The following is a 21,455-nucleotide window of genomic DNA, read 5'->3' as shown; positions in this document are numbered from 1 at the left end:
CCGAAAATCAGTATTCGGGATAGCCTTCGACGGGGCCGAGCACCCGATCGAGCCGAATTCGCGTGATGCGCGCCAGTTCCGCCACCGACCGGTTCGAAACGGGCTCGCGCGCAAGCGAATCGAACATCCGATCGCGGTCCGCCGGGGACAGCGCCCGCAGTTCCACCTCGACGGCGGTGTACAGCGTCTCCCGGGTGGGGTAGGGGCGTCCGTCGGCGACCTTCTCCGCCCAGGTGACCGCGCAGCAACACGAGTAGAGCGTGTGCACCGCGCGGGCGCGGGGGAGTTCGTTGAACGCGTCCAGGCCGAGACCTTGGTAGAGCGACATGAGGGCCTCCGGAGCCGTCACGCGAAGAGATAGGACTCATATGGTCCGTCCGCGATCGGCCGGAAAACACCGCGACACCGGTTATTTGACGCAGGTTTTACACGCCCTGCCGAAGCGTCGGGCGAGGTCGCTACGCTGGGCGGATGACCGAATGGAAGGCCTTCACCGTCGCACGCGACGGCCACGTCGCCCGGGTGACCCTGACCGGCCCGGGCAAGGGCAATGCCATGGGCCCGGATTTCTGGCGCGAGCTGCCGCTGATCTTCGGCGAACTCGACGCCGACGCCGAGGTGCGCGCGATCGTGCTGACCGGATCGGGCAGGCATTTCTCCTACGGCCTGGACCTCCCGGCGATGAGCCCGTCGTTCGCGCCGCTGCTGGGGGATCGGGCGCTGGCCGCGCCGCGCACGGCGTTCCTCGACGACATCCGGCGGATGCAGGCGGCGGTCACCGCGGTGGCCGACTGCCGCAAGCCGGTCGTCGCGGCGGTCTCCGGCTGGTGTGTGGGCGGCGGCCTGGATCTGATCGCGGCCGCCGATATCCGGCTCGCCAGCGCCGAGGCCACGTTCAGCCTGCGCGAGGCGAAGGTCGCGATCGTGGCCGACGTGGGTTCGCTGCAGCGGCTGCCCGGCATCATCGGCGAGGGTCACCTGCGCGAACTCGCCTTCACCGGCAAGGACATCGACGCCGCGCGGGCGGAGAAGATCGGCCTGGTCAACGACGTCTTCCCGGATCAGGAGGCGGTGCTCGCGGCGGCCGACGCGCTGGCCCGGGAGATCGCGCTCAATCCGCCACTGGTGGTGCGGGGCATCAAGGACGTGCTCGAGCAGCCGCGCGCGGGGCGGATCGCCGATTCGCTGCGCTACGTGTCGGCGTGGAACGCGGCCTTCCTCCCGTCGGAGGATCTGACCGAGGCGTTGCAGGCGGTGTTCGAGAAGCGGCAGCCCGAGTTCAAGGGCCGCTGACGGGCTTTCGGAACGGTCAGATGTTGAAGTTCGCCGTGCTCGGTGAGGTTCGTGCGTGGCACGGTGAGCGGTCGCTCGAACTCGGTCCGCGGCAGCGCCGGGCCGTGCTGGCCGCGTTGCTGCTGCGCCGCGGGCGCTCGGCCACCGTGGGGGATCTCATCGCCGACGTGTGGGGTGAGCGGGCCACCCCGAGCGCGGTCGGCGCGGTGCGCAACCACGTGCTGCACCTGCGCCGGGTGCTGGAACCCGACCGTCCGGCGGGCGCGCCGCCGCAGGTGCTGGTCGGTTTCGCCGGGGGTTACGCGCTGCGGTTGCCGCCCGGCGCGGTGGATGTCGAACTGGCCGAACGGTTCTCGGCCGAGGCCGAGACCGCGGGCGACGCCGCCGCGGCCCGCGAACGGCTCGCCGCGGCGCTCGCGCTGTGGGCGGGCACCCCGCTGGCCGGGCTGCCCGGTCCGCACGCCGAGCGGGCCCGCGCCCGGCTCGTCGAACTCCGGCTGAGCCTGCTCGAACGGCGGCTCGAGGCCGATCTGCGGCTGGGCCGCCCCGGTGAGGTGGTGGCCGCGCTGCAACCGCTGGTCGCCGAACATCCGTTGCGGGAGAAGACGCGCGAACTGCTCATGACCGCCCTCTACCGGGCGGGACGGCAGGCCGAGGCGCTGGAGGTCTTCGCGCAGACCCGCCGAATCCTGGTGGAGCGCTCGGGAATCGAGCCCGGCCCGCGGCTCGCGGAATTGCAGCAGCGCATCCTGCGCGGCGAGCCGCCCGGCGGCGAGGAGCCGCCGACCGAGCCGATGTGGCTCGGCTGGGCGGCCGTGCTCGCCCCGATCGCCTCGGCCCGCGCGGCCGTGGGCGCGCTGCCGCCGCCCGCCCAATTGCCCCCGGACATCGCCGATTTCACCGGTCGCCGCGCCATCGTGGAGCGGCTGGTGGAACGTCTCGAACACGCGGGGGCCGCGGTGCCGGTGTGCGCGATCACCGGTATGGGCGGCGTGGGCAAGAGCACGCTGGCCGTGCACGTGGCACATCTGGTGCGGCACCGGTTTCCGGACGGGCAGCTGCATGTGGACCTGCACGGCGTCGAACGGCCGGGCGGGGTCACGGCGGGCGACATCCTCGGCGATTTCCTGCGCGCGCTGGGCATGCCCGAGGGCGAGATCGCGCCCGCGCCGGGGCAGCGGGCCGCGCAGTTCCGCACCCGGCTCGACGGCCGCCGGGTGCTGATCGTGCTGGACAACGCCCGCGACGCCGATCAGGTGCTGCCGCTGATCCCGGCCACGCCCGGTTCGGCGGTGCTGATCACCGGCCGGGCCGCGCTGCCGGGGCTGCCCGGGGTGCTCGCGGTGCGGCTCGACGAGATGGCCGCCGACGAGGCGCTGACCCTGCTGACCCGCATCGTCGGCGCGCAGCGGGTGGCGGCCGACGCCGGGGCGGCCGACGCGGTGGTGCAGGCGTGCGGGCGGCTGCCCCTGGCGGTGCGGATCGTCGGCTCGCGGCTCGCCTCGCGCCCGCGCTGGGAGATCGCCTCGATCGCCGCGGGACTCGCCGACGAACGCCAGCGCCTGGCGTTGCTGCGCACCGGCGACCTGACCGTGGCGGCGGTGTTCCGGCTCGGCTACGACCATCTCGAACCCGCGCAGGCGCAGGCGTTCCGGCTGCTGGCCGTCCCGGAGGTGGAGGATCTGCCGCTGGCGGGCGCGGCCGCCGTCCTGGAATCGACCGTGGCCGAGGCGGAATCGCTGTGCGAGACGCTGGTGGACCTGAGCCTGCTCGACACGACGGCCATGGGCCGCTACCGCTATCACGATCTGCTGCGGCTGTTCGCCCGCGAGGTGGAACCCGCCGACGGCCCGGGCGCGGTGGTGCGGCTGCTGGATTTCTATCTGGCGACCATGAAACACGTGGTGCTGGTGTGCAATCCGGGCACCCGGCTGCCGGACTATCTGAAACCCACGGTCGCGCAGGGCAATTCGTTCCGCGACGGCGCGCGGGCGCGGGCCTGGATCGACACCGAGCGGTTCAATCTGATCGCCCTGCTGCGGCAGGCGGCCCGAATCGGCGGCGCGGCGCTGACCCTGGCCGCCGATCTGGCCTGGGCCATGGCCGAATTGATCGAATGCGGACCCAACGCGCAGGAACACGGCCGGGCGCTCGAGGAGCTGCTGCGGGCCGCGCTGCGCGCCGGGGATCGCGGGCTGGAGTGCCGGGTGCGGGTCGCGCTGGGCACGCTGTCCACCTTCGCCCTGGCCCGGATGCGCGTCGGGCGCGATCATCAGCGGATCGCGCTGTCGCTGGGCGCCGACTCCGCGGACGCGTTGCGGCTGACCGCCTTCGCCGCGCAGTTGCTGTCCGCCTCGACCCGCGAGGGGGTGGAGGCCGCGGCCTCGCTCGCGCACGCCGACCGCGCGATCCGCTTGGCGCGGCGCATCGGGGACGCGGCCATCGAGGCCGGATGTCTCGTGCACGCCGCCAAGACCCTGTCGGACGCGGGCCGTTTCGACGAGGCGGTCACGCACGCCGAGCAGGGGCTCGCCCTGGCCCGGCGGATCGGCAACCACGGGCTGACCGCCATGGCCACCCACGAACTCGGCGCGGCCCTGGCCTTCCGCGGCGAACTCGATCGCGGCCTCGAATTGTGCACGCGCGCGGTCGAATTCGCGCGCGCCAGCGGATCGCGGCTGCGATTGGGCTGTGCCCTGGGCCGGCTGGCCCAGCTGGGCATGCTCGCGGGACGGCTGGCGGGCGCGGAATCGGTGGCGGCCGCGGCGGTGGAGGCGGTGTCCGGGGCGGCGGGTCCGCTGGACCGCGCCCGGCTCCAGGTGCTCTACGGGCTGGTGCTGCTGGCCCGGAACCGAAAGGATCAGGCGCGCGCGGCCTTTCATTCCGCCGCGGAGATCTTCGCCGGACTCGAGGACGCGCATCTGGTGCACGAACGCCTCGACGAGGCGATGGAGGCGCCGGTGGTGGAGATCCTGCGGGTCCATCTGGACGAGGTGCTGGCCGAGAAGGCCCGAAGCTGAGGCGGGCGCGTCATTTTCGCGTCATCTCCGCCTCATCGAGCGCGCCGACCTGCGCGAACGGGGTGCCCGTCGGGATGCGCCGGGCGGGCGCGCCGCACTAGCGTGAGAAGCGCGGCCGAGCGTGCGGCCATCGTCGTTCGGGGGGTCGGCGGTGGTGGCACGCATGCCGGTCGCGAGAGGCGAACGCTCGGTGGAAGTTCCGCGATCCGGATCCTCCACCGAGCGTTCGACTTCCGATCAGTGGCCGCCCTGCTCCTTCAGGCGGGCGAAGGCCTCCTCGACCAGCGTCTCGGCCTTGGCCTTGTCGGCCCAGCCGTCCACCTTGACCCACTTGCCGGGCTCGAGGTCCTTGTAGTGCTCGAAGAAGTGCTCGATGGCCTTGCGGTCGAATTCGCCGATGTCGGAGACGTCCTGAATGTGGTTCCAGCGCTTGTCGCCCGCCGGGACCGCGACGATCTTCTCGTCGCCGCCCGCCTCGTCGCTCATCAGCAGCACGCCCACCGGACGCGCCTCGACGATGACGCCGGGGTACACCGACTCCGGCAGCAGCACCAGGCAGTCCAGCGGGTCGCCGTCGGAACCCAGGGTGTTCTCGATGTAGCCGTAGTCGGCCGGGTAGACCATCGGGGTGTAGAGGTAGCGATCCAGCCGCACCCGGCCGGTCTCGTGGTCGACCTCGTACTTGTTGCGCTGTCCCTTGGGGATTTCGATGGTGACGTCGAACTCCACGTCATCTCCTTCGTTGGTGCGGTTGCGGCTGCCGACTCGCCATCTCGTTCGGGGGAACGCCGGCGAGGTGAGGATAGTGTGGGCGGCGAACTCGTGGGTGCGGCAGGGACGTCACTCGGTGAGCAGGGAGACAGCGGTCAGGTGGTCAGTCGCAAGAGCAGGAACGTGTGGATCGGCGTGAGCGCCGGACTGGTCGTGGTGGTCGCCGCCGCCGCGGTGGTCCTGGTCGCGGTGAAACCGTGGACCCCGGAGTTCCGGCACGGCGGCCTGACGATCGCCGCGCCGCCCGCGCCGCGGGATCCCTCGCCCCGGGTGGCCCCGGCCCCGCCGAGCGCGCCGCAGCCCAGTCCGTCCGGGTTGGCGGCGGCCCTGGGCCCGGTGGCGGCCAATCCGGATCTGGGCGCGTTCTCCGCGTCGGTGACCGACGCCGAGACCGGAGCCGTGCTGTGGAGCGCCGACCCCGACAAGCCCGTCATCCCCGCCTCCACGGCCAAGGTGCTCACCGCGGCCGCCGCGCTGTTGGTGCTGCCCGCCGATCGCCGGGTCGCGACTCGCGTTGTGGCAGGGGCGAATCCGAACGAACTGGTGCTGGTCGGCGGCGGCGATCCGACGCTGACCGCGCAGGCCGACGGCAAGGGCTATTACCCCGACGGCCCCCGGCTGGCCGACCTCGCCGCGCAGGTGCGCGCGGCGGCGCACGGGGTGGACACGATCCTGGTCGACACCTCCGTCTATTCCGGGCCGACCGCGCCCGCGGGCTGGGATCCGGCCGATATCGCGGGCGGTTCGTGGGCGCCGATCGAATCGGTCATGATCGACGGCGGGCGGCTCGATCCGCTGGTCGAGTACTCACCGCGCAGCGCGACCCCGGCGCTGGACGCGGGGCGGCGGCTGGCGAGCGCGCTGGGCCTGGATCCGGCGAAGGTGCGCGCGGGCCGGGCCCCGACCGGTGCGGCGGAGGTGGCCCGGGTGGAGTCCGCGCCGCTACGGAATCGCTTGCGCGACATGATGATCCACTCCGACGACGTACTGGCCGAGACCATCGGCCGGGAGATCGCGGCGGCCACCGGTGGCGAGCAGTCCTTCGCGGGCGCGGCGACCGCCACGAAAACCGCGCTCGCCGCGGCGGGTTTCGACACCGCGGGGCTGAACCTGTTGGACAACAGCGGTTTGTCCACCGACGACCGCGTCCCGGCCCGGCTGCTCGATCGCGTGCTGGCCGCGGCCGCCGCCCCGCCGAACGGCACGGGTTCGCCGCTCGCCCCGCTGCTGGACTATCTGCCGGTCGCGGCGGCCTCGGGCTCGCTGGCCGATCGGTTCGTCACCCCGCGCGATCACGCCGGGGCGGGCTGGGTCCGGGCGAAAACCGGAACTCTGTCGGTATCCAGCGCGTTGGCAGGGTATGTGCTGGACAACGACGGCCGAGTGCTGACCTTCGCGCTGATGTCGAACGATCGCCCGCCGGAGGCGAGTCGGCCGGCCCTGGACGCCGTCGCTGCCACGCTACGCAATTGTGGCTGTCGATGACGGGTGGTTGACCATGAGCGGACCCGGTGACGAGAAGACCCTGAAGCGGTCCGCCCTGTCGGGGGCGGTGGACTGGAACACCGCGGCGCGCACCGCGACCGCCCTGGTGCCCGCGGGCCCGCGCACCTCGCGCTATTCGGCCGAGCAGGTGGTGGCGGAACTGGCCGCGGCCTCGACGCGCGCCGAGGGCCCGGTGCGGGAGGTCAGCGGGCTCGTCGACGACGGCGTGATCCCGGACGCGCGAATCGTGGACCGCCCCGGCTGGATTCGGGCCGCGGCCGACTCCATGGCCCAGCTGACCGGCGCGCCCGAGGGCGACCGCGGCCGGTTCGCGGGTAAGCCCGCCGGGGTGCAGGCCGGGGCCATGCTGGCCTTCCTGGCCACCGCCATCCTGGGCCAGTACGACCCGTTCAGCGGCCGCGACGGCACGCTGCTGCTGGTCGCCCCCAACATCGTGGCGGTCGAGCGCGCGCTGGGCGTCTCGCCCGGCGACTTCCGGCTCTGGGTGTGCCTGCACGAGGTGACCCATCGCGTGCAGTTCTCCTCGGCGCCCTGGCTGTCGGACTACATGCGCGAGAACGTGACCACCCTCGGCGAGGTCGGCGAGGAGCCGCTGGCCGAGATGCTGCAACGGCTGCTGGACGAGGTGCGCGAGCGCCGCCGCGGCCGCGCCGAGACCGACGATCCGGCGAGCAACGGGGTGCTCGGACTGCTGCGCGCCACCCAGCCCGAACCGCAGCGCGCGGCGCTGGACCGGCTGCTCATGCTCGGCACCCTGCTCGAGGGGCACGCCGATCACGTGATGGACGCCGTGGGCCCCGCGGTCGTGCCGTCGGTCACCGAGATCCGCGCGGCCTTCGACCGCCGCCGCCACCGCCCGGTGAATCCGGTGCAGCGGCTGCTGCGCGCGCTGCTGGGCGTCGACGCCAAGGTCGCGCAGTACGTGCGCGGCAAGGCGTTCGTCGACGAGGTGGTCGGCACGGTCGGCACGACGCGGTTCAACACCGTCTGGTCGGAGCCGGACACGCTGCCGCGCACCGACGAGATCGGCGAACCGCGACGCTGGATCGCCCGGGTGCTGGGCTAGATGCCGCTGCCCGAGACGCCCGCGGCGCTGGAAGTCCGTCGCGCCGTTCGGGATTGGCTCGCGCGGTACGCGCCGACCGGGGTGGTCGCGGTCGCGCTGTCCGGCGGCGCGGACTCGCTGGCGCTGACCGCCGCCGCCGTGACCGAGGCCGAGGTGGTCGACGCGTTGATCGTCGATCACGGCCTGCAAGCGGGCTCCGATCGGGTCGCCGCCGCGGCCGCGGAGGCCGCGCTCGCGCTGGGCTGCCGGTCCGCGCGGGTGTTGCCGGTGCGGGTCGCGGGCGCGGGCGGGCTCGAGGCCGCCGCCCGCCGGGCCCGCTACGCGGCGCTGGACTCCGCGCGCGACGGCCTGCCCGTGCTGCTCGGCCACACCCTCGACGATCAGGCCGAGACCGTGCTGCTGGGCCTGGGCCGCGGCTCCGGCGCGCGCTCGATCCAGGGCATGGCCCCCGTCGCCGCGCCCTGGGGGCGGCCGCTGTTGGGCGTGCGGCGGGCCGAGACCCGGCGGTTGTGCGCCGAGCTGGGGCTGCGGCCACACGAGGATCCGCACAACAGCGCGCCCGAGTTCACCCGGGTGCGGCTGCGCGCCGAGGTGCTGCCGCTGCTGGAGGAGGTGCTCGGCGGCGGCGTGGCGGCGGCGCTGGCCCGCACCGCCGAACAGCTGCGCACCGACAACGCCGTCCTCGACGGACTTGCCGAGGAGTTGCTGGTCGCGGCGACCGAGGGTCCGGCGCTGTCGGCCGAGACGCTCGCCACTGCCCCGGCCGCGCTGCGCCGCCGGGCGCTGCGGGCATGGCTCACCGCGGGCGGCGCAAAAGGCTTGACGGACAAGCACTTACGCGCGGTCGACGCGCTCGTCGTCGACTGGCGGGGTCAGGGCGGCGTGGCCGTGGGCGGCGGTCTGCCCGGGACGAGGTTGGTTGCCGAGCGCGAACATGGCAGGCTGACGCTGGTAACACGAAACCAGTGAAGGGAAACCAGCGGACGTGTACGGGGACGACATCGCGTCGGTGCTGATCACCGAGGAGCAGATCCAGGCGAAGGTCGACGAACTCGCCACACTGATCGCCAAGCGGTACCCGGCCGACGCCCCCGAGGGTGATCTGCTGCTGGTGGGCGTGCTCAAGGGCGCGATCTTCTTCATGACGGATCTGGCTCAGGCCCTGGGCATTCCGACCCAGATGGAGTTCATGGCCGTCTCCTCGTACGGCTCGTCGACCTCCTCGTCGGGTGTGGTGCGCATCCTCAAGGACCTCGACAAGGACATCGCCGGGCGCAATGTGCTGATCGTCGAGGACATCATCGACTCGGGTCTGACGCTGTCGTGGCTCAAGCGCAACCTGTCCAGCCGCAATCCCGCCTCGCTCGAGGTGGTGACGCTGCTGCGCAAGCCCGACGCGCTGCGCACGCACGTGGACGTCGCGCACGTGGGCTTCGACATCCCCAACGAATTCGTCGTCGGGTACGGGCTGGACTACGCCGAGCGCTACCGCGATCTGCCCTACATCGGGACGTTGAATCCGAAGGTCTACAGCACGCCGTAACTCGTTCGGCGTGTCTCTTCGCGGCACGCCGATGGTGTGAGGAATTTCACTTCTTCGCCGACGGTCCTGCATGTCCCCTTCGGGTGAATGTTGCTGGGCGCGCGGCCATTTCGCGTTCGCGCGGCGGTGGCGTCCGTCGCGGGCGTGCATCGCGGGCATCGCCGCTGCTCAGCTCCGTCGGTGTGCCGTTTTCGTGCGGTCCGGGCGGAGTTGTCCGGAGATTCGCGGAGCCCGATGTGCGGGGGTTATGCAGAGGCTCTATGCTGTGAGTAACAAACCTGATGGCTGTTTCTGGGCCTCTATCCCAACTTCGAGGTCTGATACAGCTGGATTTCCAAAACCAATTCTGATAGCAAGGGGCTATGGATCCGCACTTGCGCGACCTGCGGTATTTCGTCGCCGTCGCTGAGGAACTTCATTTCACCAACGCCGCTCAGCGGCTGCACATCGCCCAGCCCACGCTGTCCCGCCAGATCCGGCAGCTCGAGCGGCAGCTCGATGTGGTGCTGTTCGACCGCAATCAGCGCAGTGTCGCGCTCACCGTGGCCGGTAAGGAACTGCTCGAGGGCGCCCGCAAGATTCTCGAACTGTGGGAGGTCACGAATGTGGCCCTGCAGGAGGCCGGGGAGGTGCTGCGCGTCGGCATCCAGAGTTCGATCGGGCGCGGCCTGATCGCGGATCTGGAGAGCGCCAGCGGGCACCGGCTGGCCCTGCACTCGGCCTCGTGGACGGATCCGTCCAGCGGATTGGCCGGGCGGCAGGCCGATCTCGCGTTGATGTGGTTACCCGTGCCCGACGTCGGGCGCTACCGCTGGCAGGTGCTGCGCACCGAGCCGCGCTGGGTGCTGCTGCCGGAGAATCACGCGCTCGCCGACCGGGAGACCATCGAGTTCGCGGACCTCATCGACGAGCCCTTCGTCGCCATGCCCTCGGAAGCCGGTGCGGCGCGCGACTTCTGGCTCGGCAACGACGGCCGCAACGGACGGCAGCCCAAGATCGGCGGCGAGGCCGCGACGGCCGAGGAGCGGCTCGAGGCCGTGAGCCTGGGCCTCGGGGTGTGCCTGCTCGCGGAGAGCAATGTGCCGATGTACCGCTGGCCCGGCCTCACCGCCCGGCCCGTGAGCGGTTTGGCCGCTTGCGAATTGGCGGTGGCGTGGCGCGCGGACGACGATCGGCCGACCATCCTCGATTTCGCCAATCGGGTCATGGCGGGCGGATTCGGTACGCCGCAGGACTGATTCGCCACCCGGCGCCTCCGGCCGCGGGCCGCTCGAGGTGGCGGCCGCGCCGCGAATCACTCCGGGGCGACGCGCCGCCAGGGCCGGGCCGATTCCAGTTGGGCCGCCAGTCGCAGCAGCGTGGACTCGCTGCCCGGCGGCCCGGCCAACTGCGCGGCCACCGGTGTCCCGGTGCGCCCGTGCAGGCCCATCGGGACGCTCACCGCGGGCCAGCCGACCAGGTTCCACAGCGGGGTGAACGGCGCGAAACGCATGTTGGCCAACACATTCGGCAGCCAGCGGCGGGTGTGCCACGCCTTGGCGGGCGGCGGCGGACCGGCCAGGGTCGGGGTGATCACGACGTCGTGGTTCTCGAAGAAGTCCAGCAGCCGGGCCTCGATGCGGTCGACCTGTCCGGGCCGGACCAGTCCGGCGCGCAACACCGCGCGGCCGAGGGCCACATGGGTGCGGGTGCGCCGCTGTAGTCGTTCCGGATGGGGTAGTGCGGCGGCCTCGCGCGCGGCGTTCGCGGGCCAGCGCAGCGCGACCGCGCCGACCCCGCCGGAGTAGGGCAGCGTCGCCGAGGCGACCACGTGCCCGGCCGCCGCGGCCAGTTCGGCGGCCGTGCGGGCGGCCTCGGCCCACTGCTTGTCGACCATCAGCAGGGGTGAGGGCGCGGCCACGGCCAGCGCGACGCGCAGCTGGGCGGGCGGTTCGAGTTCGGCGAGCGCCGGGCGGTCGGCGAGCACCGAGAGCACCAGCGCCGCGTCGGCGACGGTCGTGGCGAGTACGCCGTTCTCGGTCATCCCGCCCCACGAATCGACGCCGACCTCCGCGGGCACCAGCCCGCGCCCCGGCTTCACCCCGAACACCCCGCAGCAGGCCGCCGGGATGCGCACCGAGCCCAGGCCGTCGTTGCCGTGCGCGACGGGCACCAGACCCGCGCCGACGGCCGCCCCCGAACCGCCGGACGATCCGCCCGCGCTGTACCGAATGTCCCAGGGGGAGCGCGTGATTCGCTCGGGGGTGTCGGTCACGCCCCACAGGCCGAACTCGCACATCTCGGTCACCCCGACCACGATCGCGCCCGCCGCGCGCAACCGGCTCACCACCGGATGGTCCGATTCGGCGGGCTGCTCGCTCCCCGCCGCGGATCCCGCGCGGGTCACCTCGCCCGCCACGTCGATATTGCTCTTGACCACGATCGGCACGCCCGCCAGCGGCAGCGCGTCGAGATCGGGGCGTTCGGCCAGGGCCCGGCTCTCGGCGCGGGCGGCGTCGGCGCGCACCCGGCTGAAGGCGTTGACGCGCGGATCGCCGAGGCGGATGCGTTCCAGCGTGGCTTCGACGATGTCCTCGGGGTCGAGCGTGCCGTCGCGCACGGCGGCGGCGATGGCCGTGGCGGTCCTGGGCTCCGGCGTGTCCACCGGTACCTCCTGAGCGGCTCCGGTGGCGGCGGTCGATGTCGCGGCCGCTAACGCGGTGCCCTCGTGCTGCATACTCGTGCCCCCGTCGCGTCGTGGTCGAATCGGGTGTTTCGGTATCGACGCGCAAATTATCATTTCCGGCAGTGCTCGGGAATGATGGTCTCGGGGTGTGGCGGATTCTATTCGCCGGGCCTCCGGCCGACCAGTGCCGATATCGGTCGTCGGGATCCTTTGTTCGGGGCCTCCGGTGAGCCGGGCGCGGCCCGGAATCGTTAGGTGCGATATGAGCTACAGTTCCGACTCCGCCAGTGGCTACGGGCGACGCACGGCCGGTATGGAATTCGGCGCCGTGGCCGCCTTCGCCGCCGCGTGGGAGTCCGACGGGCGGCCCCCGGAGATCGCGGACTTCCTGCCGGACGCGCAGACGCTGCGGCTCGACGCGTTGATCGAGCTGATCCGGATCGATCTGCGGCATCGCTGGCTGCGGCGCTCGGCCGCGACCGCCGGGCCGGCGCGCAAGCGGCTGCGCGAGTACTGCGCCGAGTTCCCCGAACTCGCGGTCGACCGCGTGCCGGCGGGGCTGGTCTACGAGGAGTTCGTCATCCGGCGGCACAGCGGCGAGCGGGTGGATCCGCGCGACTGCCTGCGGGAGTTCCCCGAGCAGGCGGCCCAGTTGCGGGAGATGCTCAACGCCGACGACGAGGATCAGAGCACCCGCCGCGCCCTGCCCGAGGCCACGGCCACGGCGACCGCCGCCGCGCCCGGCACGGCGACGGCCGCGTCCGGGACCGCGACCTTCCTCGGCGACGCCACCCGCACCACGACCGATCTGACCCAGGCCGAGTCCGACGGCCTGGACAGCATCCGGGTCGGGCAGCGCATCGATGATTTCGACCTGCTCACCGGGCTCGGCAGCGGGGCGTTCGCGCGGGTGTTCCTGGCCCGGCAGCGGGCGCTGCAACGGCTGGTGGCGGTGAAGATCTCCGCCGACCGCGGCACCGAACCGCAGACGCTGGCCCAGCTCGACCACGACTACATCGTGCGCGTATTCGATCAGCGGCTGCTCGACGATCCCATCCTCGACTCCGGGGTGGATCTCGGCTCGCGCCGCCTGCGGCTGCTGTACATGCAGTTCCTGCCCGGCGGCACCCTGCTCGGCGTGCTGCGCTGGGTGCGGGCCACCCCGCCCGAGCAGCGCAGCGGGCAGCTGCTGCTCGACGCGGTCGACGCGGCGATGGAGGAGAAGGGCGAGATCCGCCCGACCGATTCCAGCGTGCGCGCCGAACTCGCCGCGCTGAGCTGGCCGGAGACCGTGGCCTGGCTGGGCCGCCGCCTGGCCGAGGCGCTGTGCTACGCCGACGGCCAGGGCGTGCTGCATCGCGACGTCAAACCCGCCAACGTGCTGCTGACCGCCGAGGCCGTGCCGAAACTGGCCGACTTCAACATCAGCTTCAGCCGCAATCTGGAGGGCACCAGCCCCGTCGCGTACTTCGGCGGGTCGCTGTCGTACATGTCCCCCGAACAGCTCGAGGCCTGCCACCCCGGCTACCGGCGCACCCCGGGGGATCTCGACACCCGCTCCGACATCTACTCCCTCGGCGTGGTGCTGTGGGAATTGCTCACGGGCGCAAAGCCTTTCGACGATCTCACCGCTTCCGAACACGGCGACACCACGACGCTGCGGCAGATGCTGGCCCAGCGCCGGGCCGGGGTGGACGAGGCCGCGCTGGCCCGGGTGCCCGACGACTGCCCGGCCGCGCTGCGGCGGGTGCTGCTGACCTGCCTCGAACCCGACCGCGCCAAGCGCTGGACCGACGGCGCGGAACTGGCCCAGCAGCTGGAGCTGTGCCTGGACGAGCGGGCCCGCGATCTGGTCGATCCGCCGCCGCGCAGTTGGCGACTTCGGTTGCGGCGGTGGCTGATTCCGGTGGTGGTGCTGGCCATCGGCTTCCCGAACATCGTCGCCTCGCTGTTCAACATCCAGCACAACCGGTCGCTGATCATCGACCGGCTCAGCGAACCGGCGCAGCACACGTTCCTGATCGTGACCGCCCTCATCAACGGGGTGTTCTTCCCGGCCGGGGTGGCGCTGCTGGTGTATCTGTCGCGCACGCTGCTCGTCGTGCACCGCGGGCTGCGCAAGGGGCGGACCTACGATTCGCGGACGCTGGCGCGGGCACGCTCGGACGCGCTGCTGCTCGGGGATCGCGCTGTGCTGGTGGCGTTCTCGCTGTGGGGCGTGGCGGCGGTGTTGTTCCCGATCATCCTGCAGGTGGTGAACGGGGAGGTGACGACGCGGATCCTGGTGCATTTCCTGTGGTCGCTGCTGGTGTGCGGGGCGATGGCGGTGGCGTATCCGTTCTTCCTGGTGACCTTCTACATGATGCGCAGCATCTATCCGATCTTCCTGCGGCAGGGCGAGATCGGGGCCGCCGACGCCGAACATCTGCGGCGGCTGGACCGGCGGTGCACCACGTATCTGGCGGTGGCCGCCTCGGTGCCGCTGCTCGGGGTCGCGGGGGTGACGCTGCTGCCCGCCGCCGACATCCCGCGGGTGATCGTGGCCGTGCGGGTACTGTGCGTCGGGGCGATCGCCGCGTTCCTGGTGGCGTATGTGCTGTTCCGGGCGCTGGAGGCGGATCTGCGCGCGCTCGAGCGGGTGGTCGATCCGGGGTCGGCGGGCCGGGCCGCCGACGCGCGGCCGCGAGCGGAAGGATGACCGCGTGAACACCGCCCCGGCGGCGACGGTCGCGCGTTTCGCCTCCGACTGGGAGGCGACCCTGCGCGAAACGCGGTTCGAGCCACCGGTGCTCGCGCGCTACATCCCCGACGGCAGCGCGGTCCGGCTGGCGGTGCTGGCCGATCTGATCCGCATCGATCAGCGGCAGCGGTGGCGGCGCGGGGCCGGGCGGCGCATGACCGAGTACGGCGAGCAGTTCCCGGATCTGGTGGGGACCGCGCAGTACACCGAGCTGGTGTGCGAGGAGTTCACGTTGCGCCGCCGATTCGAGGCGGTGGAGCTGGCGGAGTTCTGCGCCGAATACCCCGACCAGGCGGCCGAACTGCGCGACCGATTCGGCGATTCCGAAGCGCCACAGTATCTTTCGCGGCCCGACGCCGCGCTGCCCGCGCGGATCGAGGTCGGCATCCGGGTCGACGACTTCGATCTGCTCACCCAACTGGGCGGCCGGGAGCACGCGAAGGTCTTTCTGGCGCGGCAACTTTCGATGCAGCGGCTGGTCGCGGTGCGGGTGGAGGCGGGGGACGCGCACGATCCGCGCCGGGTCGCGCAGCTGGACCACCAGTACATCGTGCGGGTCTTCGATCAGCGCGTGATCGCCGACGCCGACGACGCGGCGCTGCGGTTGCAGTACATGCAGTATCTGCCGGGCGGCACCGGCGCGGATCTGCTGCGCTCGATGGGGGCGGCCACGCCGGACGGCGGTGCGCGGCTGCTGCGGGCGGTGGACGCGGCGATGGAGGCGCGCGGGGAGATCCGCCCGACGGATTCGGCCGTGCGCGGGGAGATCGCCGCGTTGTCGTGGCCGGAGACCGTGGCGTGGGTGGGGCGGCGGCTCGCCTCGGCGCTGGATTACGCGGACCAGCAAGGGGTTTCGCACAGCGCGATCAAACCGGCGAACGTGTTGTTCACCGCCGAGGGCGTGCCGAAGCTGGCCGACTTCGCCTGCGAGATACCGGCTTCGGCGGATCCGGAGGCCGTGCCGTATCAGGCGCCGGAGTACCTGGCGGCGATCCTCGATCCCACCGCCCCGCCGCCGGACGCCCGCGCCGACGTCTTCGCGTTGGGCGTGCTGCTGTGGGAAATGCTCACCGGCAGAAGGCCGTTCGCGGATCCGCCCGCGGACGACCCGGATCCGTTGACCACCATGCTGCGCGCCCGCGCGGCCGGTGTCGACGGGAGCGCACTCGACGAGCTGCCCGCGGATACGCCCGCGACCCTGCGCCGCGTGCTGCTCACCTGCCTGCATCCCGAGCCCGAGCGGCGCTGGCGATCCGGTGCGGAACTGGCGGGGCAACTGGAGTTGTGCCTGGATCCGCGGGCCCGCGATCTGGTCGATCCGCCGCCGCGCAGCCTGCGCTTCCGGGCCCGCCGCTGGCTGTTCCCGATCGCCGCGCTCTGCGTGGGCATTCCGAACCTCGCCGCCAGCGTCTACAACATCCGGCTCAATCAGGTGTTGATCGTGGACGCGCTCGCGGCGTCGGATCAACAGCGGTTCCGGACCGTCGCGCTGGTGAACAATCTCGTCAGCTTCCCGCTGGCCGGGATCGTGATGCTGCTGCTGTGCCGACGGGCGCTGGTGGCGGGCTACCGGCTCGCCTACGGGCGCGGCTACCCGCCGGCCGAGGTGCCGCGCGCGCGGACCGAGACGCTGTCGGTGGGGGATCGGCTGGTGCTGGTGCCGTTCGCGATGTGGCTGCTGGCGGGGGTGGCGTGGCCGCTGGCGCTGATGCGGACCGGGGTCGTGCTGCCGTCGCACAATTTCGTGCAGTTCTACACGGCCCAGGTCGTCTGTGCCGCGATCGCGTTGGCGTACCCGTTCTTCCTGGTGACCGTCTACATGATCCGGTCGATCTATCCGCAGTTGCTGGTGGCCGGGCCGGTCGGTCCCGAGGACGGGCGGCAGCTGGCGCGGCTGGCCCGGCGGAGCAATCTGTATCTGGCCGCGGCGGCGTCGGTGCCGTTGCTGGCGGTGGCCAGCGCGACCTTCGTGCCGGACGGGCAGCTGCCGTTGGTGATCGGCCCGGTGCGGGTGTTGAGCGTGGCGGGGATCGTCGCGTTCGTGCTGACCTATTGGCTGTTCCGGTTGCTGGAGGCGGATCTGCGCGCGCTCATCCGGGCCCTGCCGCGGGGGACGCGATGACGCCCTTCGGCCGGATCGTGAACCTGTCGCATGTGCACGATCCGGCGACGACGCCGCTGTATCCGGGCGATCCGGCGTTCGAGTTCGAGACCGTGGCCGAGATCGCGGCCGACGGGTATTTCCTGCGGTACGTGCGGCAGGGCGAGCACACCGGAACGCATTGGGGCGCACCGGCGCATTTCGATCCGGCGGGGCTCGCGGCGGACCAACTCGACGCGGAGGATCTGTTCCGGCCCGCCGTGAAGATCGATGTGCGGGAGCGGTGCGGGGATCGGGACTACGCGATCACCGTGGCGGATCTGACGGCGTGGGAGGCCGAGTACGGGCGCATTCCGGACGAGGCGGCCGTGGTGGCGTGGACGGGGTGGGACGCCAAGTGGGGCGGCCCCGATTTCGTCGGGGTCGGCGAATCCTTCGGCCATCAGCCGGGATTCGCGCCCGAGACGGTGGCGTGGCTGCTGGCGACCGGGCGGCTCGGGCGGCGGGGCGCGCTCGGGATCGATACGTTCGGACCGGACCGGGGGATCGATCACGAGTATCGGGTGTCGCGAATGGTGTATCGGGAGCATCGAATCAGCCTGGAGTGCCTGGGAAATCTGGCCGCGCTGCCGGTGACCGGGGCGTGGGTGCTGGCCGGGGGACCGATCTACCGGGGCGGCTCGGGTGGTCCGGCGGGCGTCGTGGCGTTGGTGCCGTGAGCGGCGCGGTGACGCTGGCGGAGCTGGCCGCGCGGGTGCGGTCGCACGCGGCCGGGCGGTCGCGGCGGTTCGTCCTCGGGATCGCGGGACCGCCGGGGGCGGGCAAGTCCACCTTCGCGGCCGCGCTGCGGGCGGAACTCGACGGGCTCGCGGAGGTCGCGCCGATGGACGGATTCCATCTCCCCAACGCCGAACTGCGGGCCGCGGGCGCGCTCGCGCGCAAGGGCGAGCCGGACACCTTCGATGTCACCGGATATCTGGAGCGGCTCCGGCTGTTGCGGGAAACGCCACTCGGACAAGCGGTTTCGTGGCCGATCTACGATCGGGACCGGCACGAGCCGGTGCCCGACGGGGTGGTGTTCGAGCGGCAGCCGATCGTGCTCACCGAGGGCAACTATCTGCTGCTCGACGACCACCGGCCCGCCGGATGGGCGGGCGTGCGCGCGCTGCTCGACGAGGCGTGGTATCTCGACGCCCCCGTCGAACAGCTACGAGACCGCCTGGTGCGCAGGCATATTCGCGGCGGACGCAGTGCGGAATCGGCCACGGCGAAGGTGGCGGACAGCGATCTGCGCAATGCCGAACTGGTCGCGGGCACGAGGGAGCGCGCCGATCTCGTCCTGCGGTTCGACGGGGAGAACTACTCGATGCGGTAGTGCCGCATCCACTCCCGGGTACCGAGATAGCGACACGACGCCGAGGCGACCTCGGCGGCCCGGCGCAACGAATCCGGGAAATCGCTTCCGGCCGTGTGGAAATGGCAGAACGCGCCGTGCAGGATGTCGCCCGCGCCGAGGGTGTCGACCATGGGGCTCTTTGCGATCGCGATCTCCCCGCGATCGTCGGGGGTGGCGTAACGGATCGACTCGCCGCCCCGGGTGACCGCCACCTGTCCGACGCCGAGTTCCAGCAGATGATCGAACAGCCCCTCCGGCGGCACCCCGGGCGGGGCGAAGGACGCCGAGCAGATGGCGATGTCGGTCAGCGGCAACAGGTCGGCGTGCTCGTCCCGCCACCGCCCGGCGTCGAGCACCACCGGAACACCGGATCGCCGTGCCGCGCGGGCGAATTCGAGCGCCACCGCCGGATAGTGGCCGTCGAGCAACAGGATCTCGGCGTCCGCGAGCGACGGCGACGGATCCGCGTCGAGGGTCGGGGAGATTCCCGAACCATCCCGGGACACGATCGTGCGGGTGGCCGCCTCCGTCGCCACCACGATCGACGAGACGGGCGGGCGGTGCGTCCCGTCCGGAGTGAGATCGCTTGGCGTCACGCCGAATTCGTCCAGATCGTGCCGGATGAGTTGCGCCAGTGGATGTTTCCCGAGCGCGGTCACCAGGGTCGGTGCGCGGCCGGACAGGAACGCGTAGGCCACGGCGGCATTGGCCGCCGGGCCGCCCGCGCCCAGGAACTGATCGCGCGCCCGGGTCTTGCTGTCCTCGGCCGGATACCGGTCCACCGCGTACGCGATGTCCAGCGTGGCCAGCCCCGCGAATACCGCCGTCGCCATGCGGCGACCCTAGCGGTGGCTCACTTCGTATCCGAGCGCACCCGCTCCTCGTACGCCTTGCGCGCGCCCGCGTCGACGTCGTCGAGGAAGGCGCGGCCCGAACCCAGCGAGCGGCCCAGCGCGTCCGCGACGCCCTGGGGCAGCAGGCCGAAGAACCGCGAGATCGTCCCCGCCACCCGGGTGACGCGCACCTTCGCGCGCGGGCGCACCAGTAGATTCGCGATGGCGGCGGCGATCTCCTCCGGCTCGGCCGGGCGCAGCAGTCTGGGCGCGGTCACGCCCGAACCCAGATCGGTGTTGGTCAGCGTCGGCAGTACCGACGAGAACGACACCCCGCTGTCGCGGTACTCCTCGCGCAGCGTGTCGGTGAAGCCGAGCACCGCGTGCTTGGAGGCGTTGTAGGTGGCCAGCCCGGGGACATGGGTCTCCCCGGCGAGGGAGGCGATATTGACGATGTGCCCGCTTCGGCGTGGCAGCATCCGGGCCAGGGCGAGTTTGGAGCCGAGGATCACGCCGTAGACATTGATGTCGAGGATGCGGCGGGTCAGCGCGTCCGGCTCCTCGACCACGCGGCCGGTGGGCATGATGCCCGCGTTGTTGATCAGCACGTCGATCGGGCCGAGCCGCCGTTCCACCTCGTCGAGGAAGGCGGTGAAGGACTGCTGGTCGGTGACGTCGAGCCGGGCGTAGTGCTCGAAATCGCGGGCGCTGCCGGACTCCTTGACGGCCACCTCGTCCACGTCGCCGATGGCGATCTTCGCGCCGTGCGCGCGCAGCGCGGTGGCGGTGGCCAGCCCGATGCCCCGGGCGCCACCGGTGATCACCACGACCTTGCCGCGAATGATGCCGAAATCCGTCACTTGCCCCTACCTCCCACGGTGTTGATCACGTCCAGCACGCCCAGCCGCCGCATGCCCCGGGCGCCCGCGGCGCGCATGGCCGACAGGGCGATCGCGAGCCGGGTCTTGGTGTAGGGGAACCAGAACAGTTCCCGCTGCTGCGTCGGCAGCATCGGCGTGGTGAGCGCCTGCTTGCGGCAGTACTTGCGGACCCCCTCGGCCCCGCCCCAGCGCGCGCCGATGCCGGACTGCTGCCAGCCGCCCATCGGCAGGGCGAAATTGAACAGGTTGGCGAAGACGTCGTTGACGTTCACCGCGCCCGCGTTCAGCCGCCGCGCGATGCGCTCGCCGCGCACCTTGTCGCCGGTCCACACCGACGCCGACAGGCCGTAGATCGAATCGTTCGCCAGCGCGACGGCTTCCGTCTCGTCGGCGACCTTCATCACCGGCAGGGTCGGGCCGAAGGTCTCCTCGGTCATACAGGCCATCGTGTGATCGACGTCGACCAGTACGGTCGGCTCGAAGAAGGTGCCCACGCCGGTCGGCTTGCCGCCGGTGACGGCCGTGGCGCCCTTGGCGATGGCGTCGTCGACGTGCCGCGCGACGATGTCGCGCTGCGCCTCGGTCGCCAGCGCGCCGATGTCGAAGCGGGCGCGGCGATCGTCCTGGCCTTGGCGCAGCGTGCGCACGTGCGCGGTCAGCTTGGCGACGAACTCGTCGTACACCGGGGCCTCGACGTACACGCGCTCGATCGAGATGCAGACCTGGCCCGCGTTGAACAGCCCGCCGAACGCGACGCCGTACGCCGCGCGATCCAGATCGGCGTCGGCGAGCACGATGGCCGGATCCTTGCCGCCCAGCTCCAGGCTGTAGGGGATCAGCCGCCGCGTGCAGGCCGTGGCGATCGCCCGGCCGGTCCGGGTGGACCCGGTGAACTGCAGATAGTCGACATTGTCGACCACGGCCGCGCCGGTCTCGCCCGCCCCCGTCACCACCGCGAACACCGGCGGGGCGCCGATCTCGGCCCAGCCGCGGGCCAGTTCCAGCGCCGAGAGCGGGGTCACCTCCGACGGTTTGAGCAGCACCGCCGCCCCGGCCGCGAGCGCGGGGATCACGTCCAGCGCGGGCATGGCGAGCGGGAAGTTCCAGGGGGTGATCACCCCGACCACCGGATACGGGCGGTAGACCGTGGTCAGCCTCTTCACCCGGGCCAGCGGGCTGTGCGGGGCGGGATGCTCGTCGGCGAGGAAACCGGCCGCGCGGCGGGCGTAGTAGCCGATCAGATCGACCGCGAAGCCGGGATCGATCAGGGCGTCCACGCGCGGTTTGCCGGATTCGGACTGCACCACGTCGGCCAGGTGATCGGTGTGGTCGATCAGCCAGTCCTGGAGTTTCAGCAGCCACTCCTTGCGGCCGTCGGGACCGATGGCCTCCCACTCCCGCTGATACAGCCGCAGTTCGCGGACCTTGGCGGCGACGGCGGCGGCCGACTCGTTCGGCACCGTGCCGACCACCGCGCCGGTCGCCGGATTGCGCACCTCGATCCCGGCGGCGTCGGCGGGTGTCGTCTGGGGGTTCGTCACGATCTGTTCTCCGGGTACACGTTTCGCTGAATTGTGAAATGGTTCACTGAACTATGATCGTGACACAATCGCGCGGCGGCTTCTTGGCCGTGACGGTCA

At 71.9% G+C, this 21,455-nt stretch carries 17 protein-coding genes; 11 read left to right on the top strand and 6 right to left on the bottom strand.

The features are described from left to right. Positions 1 to 7: 7 nt before the first annotated feature. On the bottom strand, positions 8 to 349 hold the full coding sequence (locus ACWDSJ_RS27440; protein ID WP_450035236.1) for a 2-oxo-4-hydroxy-4-carboxy-5-ureidoimidazoline decarboxylase: 342 nt from the start codon (positions 347 to 349) through the stop codon (positions 8 to 10). A gap of 122 nt (positions 350 to 471) precedes the next feature. Between ACWDSJ_RS27440 and ACWDSJ_RS27435 the strand changes: the two genes are divergently transcribed. Together ACWDSJ_RS27435 and ACWDSJ_RS27430 are read left to right on the top strand one after the other, a co-directional pair. Continuing rightward, a complete protein-coding gene (locus tag ACWDSJ_RS27435; protein ID WP_450035234.1) occupies positions 472 to 1,293 on the top strand; it encodes a crotonase/enoyl-CoA hydratase family protein in 822 nt (273 codons plus the stop codon). A 20-nt stretch (positions 1,294 to 1,313) separates the two neighbouring features. Next, positions 1,314 to 4,313 carry an AfsR/SARP family transcriptional regulator gene (locus tag ACWDSJ_RS27430; protein WP_450035232.1) on the top strand — a complete coding sequence of 1,000 codons (3,000 nt, stop codon included), beginning with the start codon at positions 1,314 to 1,316 and terminating at the stop codon, positions 4,311 to 4,313. A 237-nt stretch (positions 4,314 to 4,550) separates the two neighbouring features. On the opposite strand, the gene ppa is transcribed toward ACWDSJ_RS27430, so the two are convergent. Next, on the bottom strand, positions 4,551 to 5,042 hold the full coding sequence (ppa, locus tag ACWDSJ_RS27425; RefSeq protein ID WP_450035231.1) for an inorganic diphosphatase: 492 nt from the start codon (positions 5,040 to 5,042) through the stop codon (positions 4,551 to 4,553). 141 nt (positions 5,043 to 5,183) lie between these two features. Here ppa and dacB point away from each other — a divergent pair, with 141 nt between their 5' ends. From dacB to ACWDSJ_RS27400, 5 genes are all read left to right on the top strand, one after another. Further along, complete coding sequence (gene dacB, locus ACWDSJ_RS27420) at positions 5,184 to 6,569, top strand: D-alanyl-D-alanine carboxypeptidase/D-alanyl-D-alanine endopeptidase (protein WP_450035229.1); 1,386 nt, start codon at positions 5,184 to 5,186, stop codon at positions 6,567 to 6,569. Positions 6,570 to 6,582: 13 nt separating this feature from the next. After that, a complete protein-coding gene (locus ACWDSJ_RS27415; protein ID WP_387368129.1) occupies positions 6,583 to 7,656 on the top strand; it encodes a zinc-dependent metalloprotease in 1,074 nt (357 codons plus the stop codon). Next, the gene (gene tilS, locus ACWDSJ_RS27410; RefSeq protein ID WP_450035227.1) at positions 7,657 to 8,625 is read left to right on the top strand and encodes a tRNA lysidine(34) synthetase TilS; all 969 of its coding nucleotides are present in this window, start codon (positions 7,657 to 7,659) and stop codon (positions 8,623 to 8,625) included. A 16-nt stretch (positions 8,626 to 8,641) separates the two neighbouring features. Then, complete coding sequence (gene hpt / locus ACWDSJ_RS27405) at positions 8,642 to 9,199, top strand: hypoxanthine phosphoribosyltransferase (RefSeq protein ID WP_387368135.1); 558 nt, start codon at positions 8,642 to 8,644, stop codon at positions 9,197 to 9,199. A 362-nt stretch (positions 9,200 to 9,561) separates the two neighbouring features. Continuing rightward, complete coding sequence (locus ACWDSJ_RS27400; protein WP_387368138.1) at positions 9,562 to 10,437, top strand: LysR family transcriptional regulator; 876 nt, start codon at positions 9,562 to 9,564, stop codon at positions 10,435 to 10,437. A 56-nt stretch (positions 10,438 to 10,493) separates the two neighbouring features. Here ACWDSJ_RS27400 and ACWDSJ_RS27395 read toward each other — a convergent pair whose 3' ends face one another. Continuing rightward, complete coding sequence (locus ACWDSJ_RS27395) at positions 10,494 to 11,843, bottom strand: amidase (protein WP_450035225.1); 1,350 nt, start codon at positions 11,841 to 11,843, stop codon at positions 10,494 to 10,496. A gap of 283 nt (positions 11,844 to 12,126) precedes the next feature. Here ACWDSJ_RS27395 and ACWDSJ_RS27390 point away from each other — a divergent pair, with 283 nt between their 5' ends. From ACWDSJ_RS27390 to ACWDSJ_RS27375, 4 genes are read left to right on the top strand one after another with little or no spacing between them, the layout of a single operon-like run. Then, positions 12,127 to 14,562 carry a serine/threonine-protein kinase gene (locus tag ACWDSJ_RS27390; protein WP_450035223.1) on the top strand — a complete coding sequence of 812 codons (2,436 nt, stop codon included), beginning with the start codon at positions 12,127 to 12,129 and terminating at the stop codon, positions 14,560 to 14,562. Between the two features lie 4 nt (positions 14,563 to 14,566). Continuing rightward, positions 14,567 to 16,726, top strand: a complete 2,160-nt coding sequence (locus ACWDSJ_RS27385) for a protein kinase domain-containing protein (RefSeq protein ID WP_450035222.1) — start codon at positions 14,567 to 14,569, stop codon at positions 16,724 to 16,726. Beyond that, the gene (locus tag ACWDSJ_RS27380; protein WP_450035221.1) at positions 16,723 to 17,424 is read left to right on the top strand and encodes a cyclase family protein; all 702 of its coding nucleotides are present in this window, start codon (positions 16,723 to 16,725) and stop codon (positions 17,422 to 17,424) included. The genes ACWDSJ_RS27385 and ACWDSJ_RS27380 overlap by 4 nt, the downstream gene beginning before the upstream one ends. Further along, positions 17,421 to 18,080: a nucleoside/nucleotide kinase family protein gene (locus ACWDSJ_RS27375; protein ID WP_450035220.1), complete on the top strand. Its 660-nt coding sequence runs from the start codon at positions 17,421 to 17,423 to the stop codon at positions 18,078 to 18,080. The genes ACWDSJ_RS27380 and ACWDSJ_RS27375 overlap by 4 nt, the downstream gene beginning before the upstream one ends. Here ACWDSJ_RS27375 and ACWDSJ_RS27370 read toward each other — a convergent pair. From ACWDSJ_RS27370 to ACWDSJ_RS27360, 3 genes are read right to left on the bottom strand one after another with little or no spacing between them, the layout of a single operon-like run. After that, positions 18,065 to 18,934: a PfkB family carbohydrate kinase gene (locus ACWDSJ_RS27370; protein ID WP_450035218.1), complete on the bottom strand. Its 870-nt coding sequence runs from the start codon at positions 18,932 to 18,934 to the stop codon at positions 18,065 to 18,067. The two genes, ACWDSJ_RS27375 and ACWDSJ_RS27370, sit on opposite strands and share 16 nt — an antisense overlap. A gap of 20 nt (positions 18,935 to 18,954) precedes the next feature. After that, a complete protein-coding gene (locus tag ACWDSJ_RS27365; RefSeq protein ID WP_450035217.1) occupies positions 18,955 to 19,794 on the bottom strand; it encodes an SDR family oxidoreductase in 840 nt (279 codons plus the stop codon). Then, positions 19,791 to 21,356, bottom strand: a complete 1,566-nt coding sequence (locus tag ACWDSJ_RS27360; protein ID WP_450035215.1) for an aldehyde dehydrogenase family protein — start codon at positions 21,354 to 21,356, stop codon at positions 19,791 to 19,793. Before ACWDSJ_RS27360 ends, ACWDSJ_RS27365 begins: the two co-directional genes overlap by 4 nt. Positions 21,357 to 21,455: the final 99 nt, after the last annotated feature.

The organism is Nocardia sp. NPDC003482 (assembly GCF_053588115.1).
Note: the sequence above shows the minus strand (reverse complement) of the source record. Positions and strands in the feature narration are given on the sequence as shown.